The sequence below is a fragment of the Pseudomonas sp. AMR01 genome (assembly GCF_041946035.1).
GTDB classification, from domain to species: domain Bacteria; phylum Pseudomonadota; class Gammaproteobacteria; order Pseudomonadales; family Pseudomonadaceae; genus Aquipseudomonas; species Aquipseudomonas antarctica_B.
Genome location: NZ_JAUTYR010000010.1, coordinates 152,569 through 169,524 on the forward strand (window position 1 = coordinate 152,569; position 16,956 = coordinate 169,524).

At 60.2% G+C, this 16,956-nt stretch carries 15 protein-coding genes; 3 read left to right on the forward strand and 12 right to left on the reverse strand.

The window, feature by feature from the left end:
* Positions 1-92: 92 nt before the first annotated feature.
* The 8 genes from Q7C20_RS12240 to copC form a co-directional block, all read right to left on the reverse strand.
* The gene (locus Q7C20_RS12240; protein WP_348058067.1) at positions 93-1,373 is read right to left on the reverse strand and encodes a TRAP transporter large permease; all 1,281 of its coding nucleotides are present in this window, start codon (positions 1,371-1,373) and stop codon (positions 93-95) included.
* Position 1,374: 1 nt separating this feature from the next.
* A complete protein-coding gene (locus Q7C20_RS12245; RefSeq protein ID WP_348058069.1) occupies positions 1,375-1,902 on the reverse strand; it encodes a TRAP transporter small permease in 528 nt (175 codons plus the stop codon).
* A gap of 64 nt (positions 1,903-1,966) precedes the next feature.
* Positions 1,967-2,929 (reverse strand): TRAP transporter substrate-binding protein, encoded by a 963-nt coding sequence (locus tag Q7C20_RS12250; protein WP_375067639.1) that lies wholly within the window; start codon positions 2,927-2,929, stop codon positions 1,967-1,969.
* Between the two features lie 51 nt (positions 2,930-2,980).
* A complete protein-coding gene (locus Q7C20_RS12255) occupies positions 2,981-3,856 on the reverse strand; it encodes an SMP-30/gluconolactonase/LRE family protein (RefSeq protein ID WP_375067641.1) in 876 nt (291 codons plus the stop codon).
* A gap of 30 nt (positions 3,857-3,886) precedes the next feature.
* The gene (locus Q7C20_RS12260; protein ID WP_375067643.1) at positions 3,887-4,711 is read right to left on the reverse strand and encodes an NAD-dependent epimerase/dehydratase family protein; all 825 of its coding nucleotides are present in this window, start codon (positions 4,709-4,711) and stop codon (positions 3,887-3,889) included.
* 230 nt (positions 4,712-4,941) lie between these two features.
* Entirely contained in the window at positions 4,942-6,204 is a 1,263-nt protein-coding gene (locus Q7C20_RS12265) for an OprD family porin (RefSeq protein WP_375067645.1), read from the reverse strand.
* A gap of 194 nt (positions 6,205-6,398) precedes the next feature.
* Positions 6,399-7,256, reverse strand: a complete 858-nt coding sequence (gene copD, locus Q7C20_RS12270) for a copper homeostasis membrane protein CopD (RefSeq protein ID WP_375067647.1) — start codon at positions 7,254-7,256, stop codon at positions 6,399-6,401.
* A gap of 3 nt (positions 7,257-7,259) precedes the next feature.
* Positions 7,260-7,625, reverse strand: coding sequence for a copper homeostasis periplasmic binding protein CopC (gene copC, locus Q7C20_RS12275; protein ID WP_375067649.1), 366 nt, complete (start codon positions 7,623-7,625; stop codon positions 7,260-7,262).
* Between the two features lie 156 nt (positions 7,626-7,781).
* Between copC and Q7C20_RS12280 the strand changes: the two genes are divergently transcribed.
* Positions 7,782-8,402: a TetR/AcrR family transcriptional regulator gene (locus tag Q7C20_RS12280; RefSeq protein WP_375067651.1), complete on the forward strand. Its 621-nt coding sequence runs from the start codon at positions 7,782-7,784 to the stop codon at positions 8,400-8,402.
* A 121-nt stretch (positions 8,403-8,523) separates the two neighbouring features.
* Here Q7C20_RS12280 and preA read toward each other — a convergent pair whose 3' ends face one another.
* The 3 genes from preA to hydA all read right to left on the reverse strand — a co-directional run bounded on the left by preA (position 8,524) and on the right by hydA (position 12,758).
* Positions 8,524-9,798: an NAD-dependent dihydropyrimidine dehydrogenase subunit PreA gene (preA, locus tag Q7C20_RS12285; protein WP_348060453.1), complete on the reverse strand. Its 1,275-nt coding sequence runs from the start codon at positions 9,796-9,798 to the stop codon at positions 8,524-8,526.
* Positions 9,798-11,165: an NAD(P)-dependent oxidoreductase gene (locus Q7C20_RS12290; protein WP_375067653.1), complete on the reverse strand. Its 1,368-nt coding sequence runs from the start codon at positions 11,163-11,165 to the stop codon at positions 9,798-9,800. The genes preA and Q7C20_RS12290 overlap by 1 nt, the downstream gene beginning before the upstream one ends.
* A gap of 153 nt (positions 11,166-11,318) precedes the next feature.
* Positions 11,319-12,758, reverse strand: a complete 1,440-nt coding sequence (gene hydA, locus Q7C20_RS12295) for a dihydropyrimidinase (RefSeq protein WP_375067655.1) — start codon at positions 12,756-12,758, stop codon at positions 11,319-11,321.
* A gap of 591 nt (positions 12,759-13,349) precedes the next feature.
* Here hydA and Q7C20_RS12300 point away from each other — a divergent pair.
* Complete coding sequence (locus Q7C20_RS12300) at positions 13,350-14,837, forward strand: NCS1 family nucleobase:cation symporter-1 (RefSeq protein WP_375067657.1); 1,488 nt, start codon at positions 13,350-13,352, stop codon at positions 14,835-14,837.
* A 167-nt stretch (positions 14,838-15,004) separates the two neighbouring features.
* A complete protein-coding gene (locus tag Q7C20_RS12305) occupies positions 15,005-16,288 on the forward strand; it encodes a Zn-dependent hydrolase (protein ID WP_375067659.1) in 1,284 nt (427 codons plus the stop codon).
* Positions 16,289-16,416: 128 nt separating this feature from the next.
* Here Q7C20_RS12305 and Q7C20_RS12310 read toward each other — a convergent pair whose 3' ends face one another.
* Positions 16,417-16,875, reverse strand: coding sequence for a transposase (locus Q7C20_RS12310; RefSeq protein ID WP_375067661.1), 459 nt, complete (start codon positions 16,873-16,875; stop codon positions 16,417-16,419).
* Between the last annotated feature and the right edge of the window lie 81 nt (positions 16,876-16,956).

The following is a 16,956-nucleotide window of genomic DNA, read 5'->3' on the forward strand; positions in this document are numbered from 1 at the left end:
CGGTGTACCTGTTAAGTAAGTATTTACTGACACACCGCATTCGCGAGCAAGCCCGCTCCCACATTAGATCTCCATTGCGCGATAAATAGTGTTTACAAGACCACGCCCGGCAGCCACAGCGACAGCGCGGGAATGTAGGTCACCGCCATCAGCACCAGAAACAACACCGCGTAAAACGGCAGCAATGCCTTCACGGTTTTCTCGATGCTGACCTTGCCCACCGCCGCGCCCACAAACAACACGGCGCCCACCGGCGGGGTAATCAGGCCAATCCCCAGGTTCACCAGCATGATCATGCCAAAATGCACCGGGTCCACGCCGATGCCCAGCACCACGGGCAGCAAAATCGGCGTGAGGATCAAAATCAGCGGCGCCATGTCCATCACCGTGCCGAGCAACAGCAGCATGGCGTTGATGCACATCAGAATCACGTAACGGTTGTCCGACAGGGTCAGGAACATCGTGGTGATCTTCGCCGGGATCTGCATCAGCGTCATGATGTAGCCGAAGCTGGCGGCGAAGGCGATCAGGATCATCACGATGGAAATGGTGCGCACCGTGCGGTGCATCAGCTTGGGCAGCTCGCTCCATTTGTAGTCGCGGTAGATGAACATGGTCACGAAAAACGCCCACAGCACGGCAATCGCGGCGGATTCGGTGGCGGTGAAAATGCCCGAGAGAATGCCGCCGAGGATGATCACCATGGCCATCAGGCCCCACAACGCGTCGGCACAGATTTTCAGCGCTTGCTTGAGCGGGATGACTTCGCCTTTGGGGTAGTCGCGCTTCTTGGCGAAGATCAGGCACAGCACCATCAGGCACGCGCTCATCAGCAAGCCCGGCACCACACCGGCCATGAACAGCGAGGCGATGGACACCGTGCCGCCGGCCGCCAGCGAGTAAAGCACCGAGTTATGGCTGGGCGGGGTCAGCAGCGCCTGCACCGAGCCGCTGATGGTCACAGCCGTGGCGAATTCGCGGGGATAGCCGCGGCGTTCCATTTCCGGGATCAGCACCGAGCCCACCGAAGCGGTGTCGGCCACCGACGAGCCGGAAATCGCCCCGAAAAACGTGGATGCCATGATGTTGACCAACGACAAGCCGCCGCGCACAAAGCCCACCAGCACACCGGCAAACGCCACCAGCCGCCGCGACATGCCGCCTTCGGCCATGATCGCCCCGGCCAGTACGAAGAACGGAATCGCCATCAACGAAAACTTGTTCACGCCGCCCGCGACCTGAATCATCAAGGCCTGGAACGGAATGTCTATCCACCACGCGCCAATCAGCGCCGACAACCCGAGGGCGTAGGCCACCGGCATGCCGATCAGGATCAAAGCGATAAAGCTGCCCAACAGAATCAATGCGTCCATATCAGGCAGCCCCTTCGCTTTCTTCTACCAGGTCGAAGCGCACCACGCGCCGGTTGCTCTGGTCGCCCAGCAAGAGTTTTTCCACCACGAAGATCAGCGTCAGAAAGCCGCCAACCGGGATCGGCATATAGGTGATGCCCACGCGCAGGGTGGGAATGGCGCTCATGAACTGGTTCCAGGTCGACAGGCACAGCTTGCTGCCCCAAATCGTCATGAACAGGCAGATGGTTGCCATCAGCAATTGGGAAAAAATCCCGACGATGCGCCGCTGTTGGTCGGGCAGGCGGTCGGTGATCATCGCCACCGACATGTGCGCCCCGGCACGGTAACTGGCTGCTGCGCCGATAAAGGTGAACACCAGCATCAACAGGATGGCAGTGGGCTCCGGCCAGCTGGAGCCGGTGCCGAGGATGTAGCGGGCGAAGATGCCCCAGGGGATGATCAGCGCGACCCCCAACACTGAAAGGCCAGCGACCCAGATGCAGGTCATGTAGATGCGGTCGTTGATGCGCAACACTAAATTCTTCATGGCGTTCACCGTAACCCGGCGCGTCGATGCCGACCGCGCCGGGCCTTACTGGAGGGAAGGGTGATTACTCGACGGCGTCGATGCGCTTGATGATGTCGGCGTAGGCCGCACCGTATTTCGCGCGAACGGGAGCCGTCGCGTCATAGAAGGGTTTTTTGTCGACGGTGATGAACTCGACGCCCGCCGCCTTCAGCTTGGTTTCACTGCTGGCGGACTTGGCGTCCCACAGCACGCGCTGTTCAGCCTGAGCCACCTTGGCGGCGTTTTTCACCATCACTTTCTGCTCAGGGGTGAGCTTGTCCCAGGCGAATCTCGACATCACGATGGGCTCGGGCAGAATCAGGTGCTCGGTGAGGGTGTAGAACTTGGCGTTCTGGAAGTGGTTGTGTTCAAGCAGGGTGGGCGGGTTGTTTTCCGCACCGTCGATCACGCCGGTTTGCAGGGCGCTGAAGATCTCGCCGGTGTCCATCGCGATGCCGTTGGCGCCCATTTCATTGAAGGCTTCAATGAACAGCGGGTTGCCTTGCACGCGAATCTTCATGCCCTTGAGGTCTTCGATTTTGCGTACCGGTTTTTTGGTGTAGAGGTTGCGCGTGCCGCCGTCCATCCAGGCCAGCGCTACCAGGCCGAATTCGGAGTTGGTGATTTTGGCGAGGATCTCATCGCCAATCTCGCCGTCGATGACTTTGCGCATGTGCGCCTGGTCACGGAACACGAACGGCAAATTGAACACGTTTACTTCCGGCACCACCGGGCCGACGATGCCGAGGCTGACGCGGGTCATCTGGATCGCGCCGACCTGAGCCTGCTCAACGACTTCTTTCTCTGACCCGAGTACACCGCCCGGGAAATACTTGAAGGTCAGCTCGCCATTGCTTTCCTTGGTCAGGGCCTTGCCCATGTTTTCTTCGGCGACGACGGTGGGGTAGCCGGCGGGGTGGATGTCGGCGAATTTGATTACCTGCGCGTGAGCGGCGCCGGAGAGGGTGAAGAATGCAGCGGCCAGCAAGGTGCGTTTGAAGTCCATGGGGTGTCTCTCCTGTGTTTTTATTGTTGTATTCAAGGCACAGCGATGCAGTTAAAGGGTGAAGCGGGGTTCGGCCATTCCTTGTACGCCGGGGTTGAGGGCGAATACGCCGCCGGACAGCGACTGGTCGCTGTTGTCATCGCGAATCGAGGTGACAAACAGAGTGTCCATGCGATCGCCGCCAAAGGCGCACATGGTGGGTTTTTTTACCGGGACGGTGAGGGAGCGGTCGAGGCGCCCGTTGGGGGTGAAGCGGTGGATCAAGCCGGCGTCGTTGGCGCAGATCCAGTAGCAGCCGTCGGCGTCCACCGCCGCGCCGTCGGGGCGGCCGAGGAAGTTGTGCATGTCTACAAACACGCGGCGATTGGTCGGTGTGCCGGTGTCGATGTCGTAATCAAAGGCCCAGATCTGCTGCACCAGCGGGTGCGAATCCGAGGCGTACATTGTGCGGCCGTCAGGGCTGAAGGCCAGGCCGTTGAGGGTGATGAAACCGCTCAGTGCTGCGTGAGGCGCCGACCCTGAGGCGTAGCGGTAAAGCGTGCCGTCGGCCGCGTTCAGGCCCATGTTCAAAACCATGCTGCCGGCCCAGAAACGGCCCTGGCGATCGCAGCGACCATCGTTCAAGCGCATGTCCGCACGGGGGTGCTCGATACCGGCCAGCAGCGTGGTGTCGAGGCTGCCGTCGTTGTGCGGGGTAAGCTGGAAAAACCCGCTTTCCATGCCTGCGACCCAATTGCCTGCGTCGGTGCGGGCAATGCAGGCGAGCATCTGCGGGGCTTTCCAGGCGGCGATATGCCCGGTGGCGGCGCTCCAGCGTTGCAGGCCGCCGTTAGGAATGTCCACCCAGTACAGCGCGTTTTCCTCGGGCACCCACACCGGGCATTCGCCCACGGCATTGCGGGCGTCAACGATCAATTCTGCGGTCATGGCAACTCATTCCCTTGGGTTGGTGGGCGCTCAGTCACCGAACGGGCCCGCTGCGCAGAACGCGCCGCCCTGGTAGACCTTGGCCGGGTCATCGGCGGCCACGGGTGGCTGGGTTTCAACTTGGGCGCGGAACACTTCGGAGCTGTCTTTGGGCACGAAGCCCAGGTGCGCGGCGTAGCGGTTGTCCCACCAGGTGTCGAGGTTATCCGACATGCCGTAGACCACGGTGTGGCCGACGTTCGGGGTGTACAGCGCGCATTCGAGCAGTTGGGTCAGGTCATCGAAGCTCAGCCAGGTGTGCATCATCCGGCGGTTCTGTGGTTCCGGGAACGAGGAGCCGATGCGGATACTCACGGTCTCGATGCCGTAGCGATCGAAGTAGAAACTGGCCATGTCTTCGCCGTAGGATTTGGACAGGCCGTAGTAGCTGTCCGGGCGGCGCGGGGAGTGGGCGTCGATGGTTTCGCCCTGCTTGTAGAAGCCGATGACATGGTTGGAACTGGCGAAGATCACGCGCTTCACGCCATGACGGCGCGCGGCTTCGTAGATATGGAAGGTGCCACTGATGTTGGCACCGAGGACTTCTTCGAAGGAGCGCTCAACCGACACGCCGCCGAAATGCAGGATGGCGTCGACGCCTTCTACCAGGTGGTGCACGGCTTGCTTATCGGCGAGGTCGCAGACCTGCACTTCTTCGGACTCATCGGCAGCAGGCGCCATGTCGGCGATATCCGACAGGCGCAACACCTGGGCGTAAGGGCGCAGGCGTTCACGCAAGACTTTGCCCAGGCCACCAGCGGCACCGGTGAGCAGCAGGCGAGTGAATGGAACAGGCGTGGCGGTGGTGGTGGTCATGAGGGTTCCATTATTGTTGTAAGTTGTCGTATGACTTGTTCGAAGTATCGTTATTGATTCCCCAGGTTGTCAACGCTACTTAAGACGAATGAGTTCATTGTGGGAGCGGGCTTGCTCGCGAATGCGGTGGGTCAATCACCCGATGTCTTACCGACCCACCGCATTCGCGAGCAAGCCCGCTCCCACAGGGGATTTGCGTCTGCTGCGAGTCCCCTGTTTGGCGCGAAACCTTACAACAACGAAATCGGGTAGCTGACAAAGATCCGGTTTTCGTCAAATTCGTTATTGCTGAAATCTCGACGGATGGTCGCGTTGCGCCACCGCACGTTCAAATCCTTCAGCGCGCCGCTCTGCACGGTGTAGGCCAATTCCGACTCGCGGCCCCATTCCTTGCCGTCGGTAATCGCGCCGGTGTGCACGTTATTGCCGCTGATATAGCGGTTCATCATGGTCAGCCCCGGAATGCCCAGCACCACGAAGTTGAAGTCATGCCGCACCTGCCAGGATTTTTCTTTGGCGTTGTCGTAGCTGGCGTTGTAACTGTCGTTGGCCAGGGTGCCGCCGCTGGTGCCGTTGACCCTCATCCAGACGCTGTCGCCGGTGAGCTTTTGCAGGCCCACGTAGAAAGCATTGCCCTTGTATTTGGCCGAGAGCAGGGCGAAGGCGGTCTTGTTGTCGAGGTCGCCGGCCAGTGCGCTGCCGTCTTCCTTGCCGGTGAAGTAGCCGAGATTGGCGCCCAGGGTCCAGTCACCGACGGGTTGGCTGTGGGTCAGGTTGAAATACTGTTGCTGGTAGATGTCGCTCAACTCGGCGTACCACACGCCCACTTGAGTGCGTTTGTCATTGAAGGTGTATTCGCCGCCGCCGAAATTGAAACGGTTGGAGGTGAACGCGGCTTTGCCGTTCATGAACATGTCTTCCATGCTCGCGTCGTTGCGTGGGCTGTTGCCACGGAACTGGCCGCCGTAGAGGGTTAAGCCGTCGAGTTCCTTCGAGGTCACCTGGCCGCCACGGAAGGTCTGTGGCAGCGAGCGACCGTCGTCGGAGCGCAGGATCGGCAGCACCGGCATCCACTCGCCGACCTTCAACTCGGTCTTCGACAACTTGGTTTTCAGCGCCACGCCCAACCGGCCAAAATTGTCGGCAGGGCGGCCGTCGCTGTGGATCGGCAGTAACTGCGTGCCACCGGTGCCTTTGCCGCCATCCAGCTTTTGCGAATATAGCCCCAGCACATCCAGCCCGAAACCCACGGTGCCCTGAGTGAAACCGGACTTGGCATCAAGGATGAAGTTTTGTGTCCACTCTTCAGCCTTGCCCTGGGCAAAGGTCGGGTTGGTGAAGTTGCGGTTGAAGTAGGCGTTGCGCAGGTTGAGCGTGGCGGTGGCGTCTTCGACAAAACCGTCGGCCTGGGCACTGAGGGGCAGGGTGAACGCCAGGCTGCTGAGGCCGATAAGGCCGAGACGCGAGGAGGAATTGCGGGCGAATTGACTCACAGTGAAGCTCCCTTTCGTTTGTTGTTTTTATTATTTGTCGTACGTCGTCGTACAACATTGAGCGGATATTTGCGGGGTTTTGGCGGGGTGTCAAGTAGAAGTTATACGATGACTTGTTCGTCATCATTCAGAAGCGGGCACGCTTAATGGGGAAGCCAGCTCCCATAGTTGAGCGTGTTTAGGCCGGGGGAATTTTAGTTAGCCACGAGCATCGGTGGCAGGGTGCCAAGCAGGGAAACAGCCGCCACTGCGGAAATACCCAGTAACCATTCCAGCATCACGCTGGCCTTCAAACTGCCCCGGCGCTCTTCGCAGTGATCAATCCGCAAGCGGTTCAACAGCGCCAACGCCAACATGCCCAGCACCAGCATCACCTTGATCAGCAGGATCAACGCAAAACCTTCAAACAACGGCGTGGGCCATATCTGCCCGGTGAGTACGCGCACGTTGATCAACCCGGTCACCAATAACCCAACCACCAGCCCATAACCGACGCCACTGAAACGCCGCAACACCGGCTCCAGCGCATACCTTGCGGGCTCGCGCAGGATCAACACCAGCAACAACAACCCGCCCAGCCAGGCGCCGACGCAGACCAGATGCACCACTTGATTGAGGATCAGCAGTTGCCCGCTCAACCCGTTGAGCATGGCGCCATGCCCCACCGGCGCGAGTGTGGCCAGCAACATTGCGATCAACGGCAGACGCAGGGCCGGCCAGGGTTTGATCAGTGTGATCACCAGCAACAGGTTCAGCACCAAGTGCCAGACCCACACTTGCCCAAAAAAGGTTTTGCCCAGTACCAACTGCACCGTGGGCGGTTGCAGCGCCGCGTCCCAACTGCCTGCCATGCTGGCGGTGATCAACAGCAACCACGCCACGCCGGAACCCAGCCCAATCCAGGCCAGGCCGCGAGTGACGCGCAACAGCAGCCGGTCCAGCGCCGGCTGCACTTCAGCGCCGAGCAGCAGGGGCCTGAACACACAGGCCCCGAACATCAGCAGCACGACGATGAAATGCAGGAAGCGGCACAGCACCAGCAGGGTCGCCATGGGTTATTGGCCGACCTTGAAGCTGTATTCACCGTTGCTCTTGTGGGTGTCGACCGACACCGCGTTCCACACCACTTTGTAGTTACCGGCGGCCAGTGGCGCGGCAGGGGTGACGACTAGCACCTTTTTGTCGGCGTCCGGGGTTTCCAGGCCCTTGATTGCGATTTCGGTGCCGTCCTTGCTCAGGGAGACCTTGGTGAAAGTGGCCTCGACGCCTTCGCTGAAGGTCAGGCGCAAGTCGGCGGGCGCAGCCACGGTGCTGTCAGCCGCAGGCGTCGAACTTTTGAGGTGAGCGTGGGCAAACGCCGCCGAAGCGCCGAACAGGGACGCGAGCAGGGCGACGGTGGTCAGGGTGTTCTTGATCCGCATGGTTCAATACCTTCAGGTTAAGGAGTCGGTAGCGCCGCGATGCTAACCAATCCGATTTGCGTGGGGAAGGTTCGCGCAGGAAGTTTCATTATGGCCTGTCGCCGCGATCTGGAGCCGATGGTAGTCTCTTACCCAAGTTGTTGTCAGGGAGCCCTCATGGGCAATCACAAGATCGGAATTCGTCGCACCAACGTCGAGAAAATCCTGCTGGCGGCGGAGAAAGTCTTCGCTGAAAAAGGCTATGGCAGCACTGCCATGGCCGACATCGCTGAAGAAGTGCAACTGCCGCGCTCCAACCTGCATTACTACTTCACCACCAAAAGCGAGCTATACAGCGCGGTGCTGTTCGACCTGCTGGAGGTGTGGAAGCAGGATGCCCTGAGCTTCGAAACCTTCGATGACCCGCGTGTGGTGCTCAGCAGCTACATCCGCGCCAAGATGCAGCGCTCGCGCACGCGGCCGTATGGGTCCAAGGTGTGGGCGAATGAAATCATCCACGGCGCGCCGACGCTCGGTGAGGCGCTGGATGCAAGCCTGTACGACTGGGCCAAGATGAAGGAAGCGAAAATTCGCCAGTGGGTGGAGGACAAACGCATCCTGCCGGTGGAACCGTCGAGCCTGCTGTATATGATTTGGGCGTCGACCCAGCACTATGCGGACTTTGATCACCAGGTGAAGATTTTGAATGATCACCAGCCGTTGTCGGACATGCAGTTCGAGAAGGCGATTCAAACGGTGACGGGGGTGATTTTGCGCGGGATTGGGTTGGAGCCCTGATTTTTTGGTGGGGCTGAGGGCCTCTTCGCGAGCAAGCCCGCTCCCACAGTTGACCGCGCTTTGTCTGAAGGAATGCAGTCGAATGTGGGAGCGGGCTTGCTCGCGAAAGCGGTCTAAAGGATTACACAGCCTCCCGATAAGGATTCCTCGGATCCTGCGTCCAGTTCAAAAACGGCTTGCCCGTGTCCACCGGCACCATCTCAATGCAATCCGCCACCGGGCAGGTGATCTGGCATAAGTTGCACCCCACACATTCATCATCAATCACTTCGTAAACGTGCGTCCCGTCTGGCTGTTTCACACTCGCAATCGCCTGGTGCGACGTGTCCTCACAGGCAATATGGCAACGCCCACAGCCAATACACGCCGCCTGATCAATCTTCGCAATCACCTGATAGTTGATGTCCAGGTACTTCCAGTCCGTGGTATTGCCCACCGCCCGCCCGGAAAATTCCTGCAGGCTTGTGTAGCCCTGGCTGTCCATCCAGCGCGACAGCCCGTCCTTCATCTCTTCCACAATCCGAAACCCGTGCAACATGGCCGCTGTGCACACTTGCACCGCGCCGCAGCCCAACGCGACGAACTCCGCCGCATCGCGCCAGTTGCCGATGCCGCCAATCCCGCAGATCGGCAGCCCTTGAGTCTGTGGGTCGCGGGCGATTTCGGCGACCATGTTCAGCGCAATCGGTTTGACCGCCGAGCCACAATAGCCGCCGTGGGTGCTTTGCGTGCCGACCACCGGCAGGGCGACCATGCGCTCCAGGTCCACGCTGGTGATGGAGTTAATCGTGTTGATCAGCGACACCGCATCCGCGCCACCGCGATAGGCCGCGCGCGCGGCCACGCGGATGTCGGTGATGTTGGGCGTGAGCTTGACGATCACCGGCAGCGAGCTGTACGTCTTGCACCAGCGCGTCACCTGTTCCACGTATTCCGGCACCTGGCCGACCGCCGCGCCCATGCCACGCTCGGGCATGCCGTGGGGGCAGCCGAAGTTCAGCTCGATGCCATCGCAGCCCGTGGCTTCCACCAGCGGCAGGATGTTTTTCCAGGATTCTTCAACGCACGGCACCATCAGCGACACGATCAGTGCGCGGTCCGGCCAATCCTTTTTGACCTGAGTGATTTCCCGCAGGTTGATCTCCAGGGAACGGTCGGTGATCAACTCGATATTGTTGATACCCAGCACTTCGCGGTTGGCGCCGTAGTGGGCCGAGTAGCGCGATGACACATTCACCGCCGCCGGGTCTTCTCCAAGGGTTTTCCACACTACGCCGCCCCAGCCTGCTTCAAAGGCGCGGACCACGTTGTAAGCCTTGTCGGTGGGCGGCGCGGACGCCAGCCAGAACGGGTTGGGGGCTTTGATACCGGCAAATACAATCGAGAGATCGGCCATTACGCAGCCTCCACATTCAGCATGAGTTGGGCGTGCATGGCCTCAGCGGCGAGCTTGCCGTGTTGCACCGCTTGCACGGTGAGGTCCTGGCCGAGGCTGACGCAATCGCCGCCGGCATACACGCCGGGAATGCTGGTGCGCAGTTGCTCATCGACGAAAATCCGTTCGCCCACGCGGTGCAGTTGCTGGGCCAACGGGTCGTGTAACGCCTCGTTATCGAAGCCTTGCCCGATGGCCTTGAAAATGGCATCGGCGGCGAGTTCGAAGGTTTCACCGGTGGGGTGCAGAAGGCCGTTTTCCATGCGCGTGCGCAAGAAGCGCATGCCGCGTACGTGGCCTTTGTCGTCGAGCAAGACCTCTTCGGGCTGGGCCCAGGTCAGCAGGCGCACCTGATTGGCCTTGGCAATGTCCTGCTCATGGTGAGTGGCGCCCATGTCCGCCAAGCCACGGCGGTAGACGAGGTTCACGTCGCGCGCGCCGAGGCGAGCCATTTGCACGGCCATGTCGATGGCGGTATTGCCCGCACCGAGCACGATGCAGCGGTCGGCCAGAGGCAGTTGGGTCAGGTCATCGGCCTGGCGCAGTTCGCGAATGTAGTCGGTGGCGGCGAGCAAACCGGGGGCGTCTTCGTGGGGCAGGCCGAGCTGTTTGCTGGCGGCAAGGCCCAGGCCGAGGAACACGGCATCGAATTGCTGGTGCAGTTCGCTCAGGGTCAGGTTGTCGCCCAGGCGTTGGCCGTGACGGATGTCGATGCCGCCGATTTGCAGGAGGAAATCCAGTTCCTTCTGGGCAAAATCGTCGACCAGTTTGTATTTGGCGATCCCGTATTCATTCAGGCCGCCGGCTTTTTCCCGCGCTTCAAAAATCACCACGTCGTGGCCATGCAGCGCGCTGCGGTGGGCGCAGGCCAACCCGGCTGGGCCAGCGCCGACCACGGCGATGCGCTTGCCGGTAGGCGCGGCGCGTTGGAAAGGGTGTTCGCTGAAGTGGGCGTTGTCGATGGCGTAGCGTTGCAACAGGCCGATCAGCACCGGGGCGCATTCTTCGCTGTTATTACGCACGCACGCTTGCTGGCACAGGATCTCGGTGGGGCAGACCCGGGCGCAACTGCCGCCGAGGATGTTGGCCGAGAGGATTTTCTGCGCGGCGCCTTGTACGTTGTCGGTGTGAATGTTGCGAATAAACGAGGGGATGTCGATTTCGCTGGGGCAAGCATTCACGCACGGCGCGTCGTAGCAATACAGGCAGCGCGAGGCTTCCAGTTGGGCCTGGCGAGCGTTGAGGGGCGGCGCCAGGTCGGTGAAATGGCTGGCGAGCGTGGCCCCGTCCTCGGTGGGATGGGGGAGATGGGTCAGGGTCTGGATCACGGTGTTGGCCTCACGGTGGTTGAGGTGTTGCCTCTGATGGGCACTGGTTTTTGTGTGGTCTGTTCGGGCCTCATCGCAGGCAAGCCAGCTCCCACATTTGAGCGTGTTCACAGATCAAAACTGTGGGAGCCGGGCTTGCCCGCGATAGCGGTTTCAGCGTTTCACAGCAGCAGGCCTGGAATGCTCCGCCCGCTTGCTCAACTGCTCAAACACCGCCGGATACGCCGGCCGCTCCACGTACCGCCCGGCACCGCGCTCGGCGCGCAGGTCGCCGTCCGCCCAAACCAGTTTGCCCTGGCTGATGGTGTGGCTCGGCACGCCGCGTACGGTCTTGCCTTCGAAGATGTTGAAGTCGACGTTTTGATGATGGGTTTTGGCGGAAATAGTCCGTGTACCCTCGGGGTCCCACAGCACCAGGTCGGCATCCGCGCCCACGCGAATCGCGCCTTTGCGTGGGTAAATATTGAAGATCTTCGCGGTGTTGGTGGAGGTCAGCGCGACGAATTCCTGCATCGACAGGCGCCCGGTATTCACGCCTTCATCCCACAGCAGCGCCATGCGGTCCTCGATACCAGCGGTGCCATTGGGGATCTTGCTGAAGTCGTCACGCCCAGCAGCCTTTTGTTCGGCGCAGAAGCAGCAGTGATCCGTGGCGGTGGTGTGCAGGTTGCCCGATTGCAGGCCGTGCCACAGCGCTTCCTGGTGCCCGCGCGGGCGGAAGGGCGGGCTCATGACGTAGCCGGCGGCGGTTTGCCAGTCGGGGTGTCGGTATACGCTGTCATCCAGCAACAGGTGGCCGGCAAGCACTTCGCCGTATACCGGCTGGCCCTTGGACCGGGCGTAGGTGATTTCGTCGAGGGCTTCCTTGGTCGACACGTGGACCAGGTACAGCGGCGTGCCAATGGTCTCGGCGATCCGAATCGCGCGGCTGGCGGCTTCGCCTTCCACTTGGGACGGGCGAGACAGCGGGTGCGCTTCCGGCCCGGTAATGCCTTGGGCCATCAACTTGCGCTGCAGGTGATACACCAACTCGCCGTTCTCCGCATGCACCGTGGGCACCGCGCCCAACTCGAGGCAGCGTTCAAAACTGGCGACCAGCGTGTCATCCGCCGCCATGATCGCGTTCTTGTAGGCCATGAAATGCTTGAAGCTGTTGATGCCGTGATGGCTGACCAGCTCGGCCATTTCCTCGCGTACCTGCTCGCTCCACCAGGTGATCGCCACGTGAAAACCGTAGTCGGATGCGGATTTTTCAGCCCAGCCGCGCCACTGATGAAACGCTTCCATCAAGGATTGCTGCGGGTTGGGAATCACAAAGTCGATTATCGATGTGGTGCCTCCCGCCAAACCTGCCGCCGTGCCGCTGAAAAAGTCCTCACTGGCCACGGTGCCCATGAAGGGCAGTTGCATGTGGGTGTGGGGATCGATGCCGCCGGGCATCAAGTATTGGCCACTGCCGTCGAGTAGTTGTGTGCCGGCGGGAACATCCAGCTCCGTACCAATAGCGCGAATCAGACCGCCTGCGCATAAAACATCGGCGCGGTAACTTTCATCATGGGTAATAACGGTGGCGCCACGGATCAACAGCGACATGTCGAATTCCTCACAGGCTTGACCGGCTTGTGCCAGTTCTAAGTGTTGTAATGCCTCTTGCCGATGATGGATTAAAACCTGTCATCGGTGACAGGAATAGAAGCTAGCCCGAGTTTTTAGATTGAGCAAGCAGATTTTTTATAAGCTTATAGCGTGATCAAATTACTGATAAATATGGATAATTATTATAAATCCCCAAAATGTAGCGGCGCCTCACCATTTTGACGCACTTGACAGGTTCTTAAACTGAGCAACATTTCTTATTGCAAATCAGATGCTTGAGACGTGCCTCTTGACGGGGGCGGGAAATAAAAATAATTGTGTTGCACCAGATTGAGTCCTGACGGTTCGGATAACTTCCACGTTAATTAGCCTGATTAACGTGGCAAGTACCGCAGGCGCAATCGGAAAGCTGATTAACATCAGCACCTTAGTTAAGCGGTGAGGGTTCAAGCCAGTTTGTCGGCACGGTTATTGAGTGCAGTGGCGGCTGGCCGGGCCCGTAATGTCATGTTGTTTACGAGGTACTCCGGCCATCCAGCGCATCGCGTTGGATGAGCAACAATAATTCGAAAAAACCGTGGAGCGGCCATGCAACAGAACAGATCGCAAGTCATTGAGCGCAACGGCCTGTACGAACTCGACGCCGGCCCCGACGTCCTCGACAGCCCTCGCTACAACCACGACATGGCACCGACCAGGGTGCACGAACGAACCTGGAACAAATGGCACATCACCGCGTTGTGGATCGGCATGTCGATCTGCGTGCCCACCTACACCCTGGGCGGCGTGCTTACTGCGTACTTCGGGCTGTCGGTGGGCGAGGCGCTGATGGCGATCCTGCTCGCCAACATCGTCGTGCTGATTCCGCTGACCCTCAACGCGTTCCCCGGCACCAAGTACGGCATACCGTTTCCGGTGTTGCTGCGCTCCTCGTTCGGCATTCTCGGTTCAAATGTGCCGTGCTTGATTCGGGCGCTGGTGGCCTGCGGCTGGTTCGGTATCCAAACAATGTTTGGCGGGCTGGCGATTCACCTGTTCCTCGGTTCGATTTTCGACGGGTGGAAATCCCTCGGCGGCACCGGTGAAGTGATCGGTTTCATGATTTTCTGGTGCCTGAATTTGTGGGTGGTACTGCGTGGCGCCGAGTCGATCAAGCGCCTGGAAACCCTTTCGGCGCCGTTGCTGGTGGCCGTCGGCATCGGCCTGCTGGTGTGGGCGATGCCCAACGTGTCGATCAGCGAGTTGATGGCGATCCCGCCCAAACGCCCCGAAGGCGCAAGCCTGACCGGTTATTTCATGGCAGGCCTGACCGCGATGGTGGGTTTCTGGGCCACCTTGTCGCTGAATATTCCGGACTTCAGCCGCTACGCCAAAAGCCAGAAAGACCAGATACTCGGGCAGATTTTCGGCCTGCCGCTGACCATGTTCCTGTTCGCTGCACTCGGCGTGATCATGACCGCCGCGTCGGTGAAACTGGTGGGCGTCAGCGTGTCCGACCCGGTCACCCTGATCGGGCATATCCAGAGCCCGGTATGGGTGGCCATCGCCATGGCGCTGATCATCATCGCCACCTTGTCCACCAACACCGCGGCGAACATTGTTTCGCCGACCAACGACTTCCAGAACATCGCGCCCAAGCTGATCAACCGCACCACCGCGGTGATTCTCACCGGCGTGGTGGGGTTGGTACTGATGGGCCATGAACTGCTGAAAAAACTGGGGCTGATCGTTTCCGATGTGAGCCTGGAAACCGTCTATTCCAACTGGTTGCTGGGCTACTCAAGCCTGCTGGGGCCGATCGCCGGGATCATGGTGGTGGACTACTTCATCACCCGCAAACAGCAACTCGACCTGGCCGGTTTGTACCGCGACGACGTGTACCCGGCGTGGAACTGGAGCGGCTTTATCGCCTTCGGCGTACCGGTGGTGCTGACCTTGCTGTCCCTGGGCAGTGATGCGTTCAGCTGGTTCTACAGCTACGGCTGGTTTACCGGTTCGGCGTTGGGCGGGTTGTTGTACTACGGCCTGAATGCCAAGCGCCGCATCAGCCCCGTCGCCGCCAAATCACCGTTGTGACGCAAGTGGAATGCAATCCAAATGCGGGAGCGGGCGTGCTCGCGAAAGCGGTCTTTCAGGCAACATTTTTGGTGACTGATACACCGCCTTCGCGAGCAAGCCCGCTCCCACATTTGGACCGAGTTGCGCCAGTTTCAACATAAGAAACTCAGCCTGAGGAGATCCCCATGAACGCTGCCCTTGACGTTCTGCAATCCACCGATCAGCACATCAACCGCGACCGCCTCTGGCAGTCACTCATGGACCTGGCCAAACTCGGCGCCACGCCCAAGGGTGGCGTGTGTCGCCTGGCCCTCACTGACCTAGACCGCAAGGCGCGTGACCTGTTTGTGAAGTGGTGCGAAGAAGCCGGTTGCACGGTTACCATTGACGGCATCGGCAACATCTTCGCCCGCCGCCCTGGGCGCAATCCCGACCTGCCACCGGTGATGACCGGCAGCCACATCGACACCCAGCCCACCGGCGGCAAATTTGACGGTTGCTTTGGCGTGTTGGCCGGTGTGGAAGTGCTGCGCACCCTCAATGACCTCAACCTCCAGACCGAGGCGCCGCTGGAAGTGGTGGTGTGGACCAACGAAGAAGGCTCGCGCTTTCCACCGTGCATGATGGGCTCGGGGGTGTTTGCCGAGAAATTCACACTGGCGGAGACACTCGCCAAGGTGGACGCCGACGGTGTCTCGGTGGGCGATGCGCTGAATGCCATTGGCTACGCGGGCACGCGGGCCGAGAGTGGGCACAAGGTGGGCGCCTACTTTGAAGCGCATATCGAACAAGGCCCGATTCTTGAGGACGAGAAAAAAACCATCGGCGTGGTGTTGGGCGCCCTTGGGCAAAAGTGGTTTGACTTGAAATTACGCGGTGTCGAGGCGCATGCGGGGCCGACGCCCATGCATCTGCGCAAGGACGCCCTGGTGGGTGCGGCAGCGGTTGTGGCAGCCGTGAATGCGGCGGCGCTCGGTCATCAGCCCCATGCGTGTGGCACCGTTGGTTGCCTGCAAGCCTATCCCGGCTCACGCAATGTCATTCCTGGCGAAGTGCGCATGACCCTGGATTTCCGCCATCTGGAACCGGCGCGGCTGGACTCGATGATTGCCCAGGTGCGCAAGGTCATCGACGACACCTGTGCCAAACACAGGTTGAGTTTTGAGATGGAACCGACGGCAGACTTCCCGCCGCTGTATTTCGACAAAGGCTGCGTGGACGCCGTGCGCGATGCGGCAAATGGGCTGGGCCTGTCGAACATGGACATCGTCAGCGGGGCAGGGCACGACGCAATCTTCGTCGCGGAGCTGGGCCCGGCGGGGATGATCTTCGTACCCTGTGAAGGCGGCATCAGCCATAACGAAATCGAGAATGCCGCGCCGGATGACCTGGCCGCCGGGTGTGCGGTGTTGTTGCGGGCGATGGTGGCGGCTTCGGCCGCAATCGCCAGCGGCAAACTCGCTGCCTGAAATGCGCTTAAAAATGTGGGAGGGGGCTTGCTCCCGATAGCGGTGGGTCAGCGACACAAGGATCTACTGACCCACCGCTATCGGGAGCAAGCCCTCCCCCATTTGACTGAGTTGTTCCAGCCTGAAATCTACACCCAAATCGCATCCCACAACGGATAGTCACCAATCCGCTCCACCAGCCCTGCCCGCAATGGATTGGCCACCACATACCGGGCCATTTTTACCAGATCATCTTCCTTACGCAGTGCCCGGTCATGGAAGCTTTCCTGCCAAAGCCGTCCCCGGCGGCCGCATGCGCCGTTAACAGTCCGCGTGCTCTTGGATTTTACTTGGCACATCAGGTCCGCGAGCGAGCCTTTCTGTAGTTCGCCAATCCAATGAAAGTGGTCGGGCATGATCACCCATGCCAGGGAGTTCGCCAGCCCTTGGTATTGGGCCAATCGAAGCTGCCAGACAACCAGGCGACCGAGGTGGAAGTCGCTGAATATCGGTAGGCGTTCGTGAGTATTGGTGGTGATGAGGTAGATGCGATTCGGTTCGCTGTATCGACCGATGCGCAGACGGTGTGACGCGGGTAGATCAGGCATTCCCTGGCCTCTCTCCTGTGGGGGTATTGAGAGGCTAGGTCGGGATTCCTTGAGTGGGTCCGCTGACTTTTGGCAGGATGT

Bases quoted from the DNA above. Each gene is read 5' to 3' on its own strand.
- Q7C20_RS12240 (WP_348058067.1), bottom strand. From the start codon at position 1,373: ATGGACGCATTGATTCTGTTGGGCAGCTTTATCGCTTTGATCCTGATC.
- Q7C20_RS12245 (WP_348058069.1), bottom strand. From the start codon at position 1,902: ATGAAGAATTTAGTGTTGCGCATCAACGACCGCATCTACATGACCTGC.
- Q7C20_RS12250 (WP_375067639.1), bottom strand. From the start codon at position 2,929: ATGGACTTCAAACGCACCTTGCTGGCCGCTGCATTCTTCACCCTCTCC.
- Q7C20_RS12255 (WP_375067641.1), bottom strand. From the start codon at position 3,856: ATGACCGCAGAATTGATCGTTGACGCCCGCAATGCCGTGGGCGAATGC.
- Q7C20_RS12260 (WP_375067643.1), bottom strand. From the start codon at position 4,711: ATGACCACCACCACCGCCACGCCTGTTCCATTCACTCGCCTGCTGCTC.
- copD (WP_375067647.1), bottom strand. From the start codon at position 7,256: ATGGCGACCCTGCTGGTGCTGTGCCGCTTCCTGCATTTCATCGTCGTG.
- copC (WP_375067649.1), bottom strand. From the start codon at position 7,625: ATGCGGATCAAGAACACCCTGACCACCGTCGCCCTGCTCGCGTCCCTG.
- Q7C20_RS12280 (WP_375067651.1), top strand. From the start codon at position 7,782: ATGGGCAATCACAAGATCGGAATTCGTCGCACCAACGTCGAGAAAATC.
- preA (WP_348060453.1), bottom strand. From the start codon at position 9,798: ATGGCCGATCTCTCGATTGTATTTGCCGGTATCAAAGCCCCCAACCCG.
- hydA (WP_375067655.1), bottom strand. From the start codon at position 12,758: ATGTCGCTGTTGATCCGTGGCGCCACCGTTATTACCCATGATGAAAGT.
- Q7C20_RS12300 (WP_375067657.1), top strand. From the start codon at position 13,350: ATGCAACAGAACAGATCGCAAGTCATTGAGCGCAACGGCCTGTACGAA.
- Q7C20_RS12305 (WP_375067659.1), top strand. From the start codon at position 15,005: ATGAACGCTGCCCTTGACGTTCTGCAATCCACCGATCAGCACATCAAC.
- Q7C20_RS12310 (WP_375067661.1), bottom strand. From the start codon at position 16,875: ATGCCTGATCTACCCGCGTCACACCGTCTGCGCATCGGTCGATACAGC.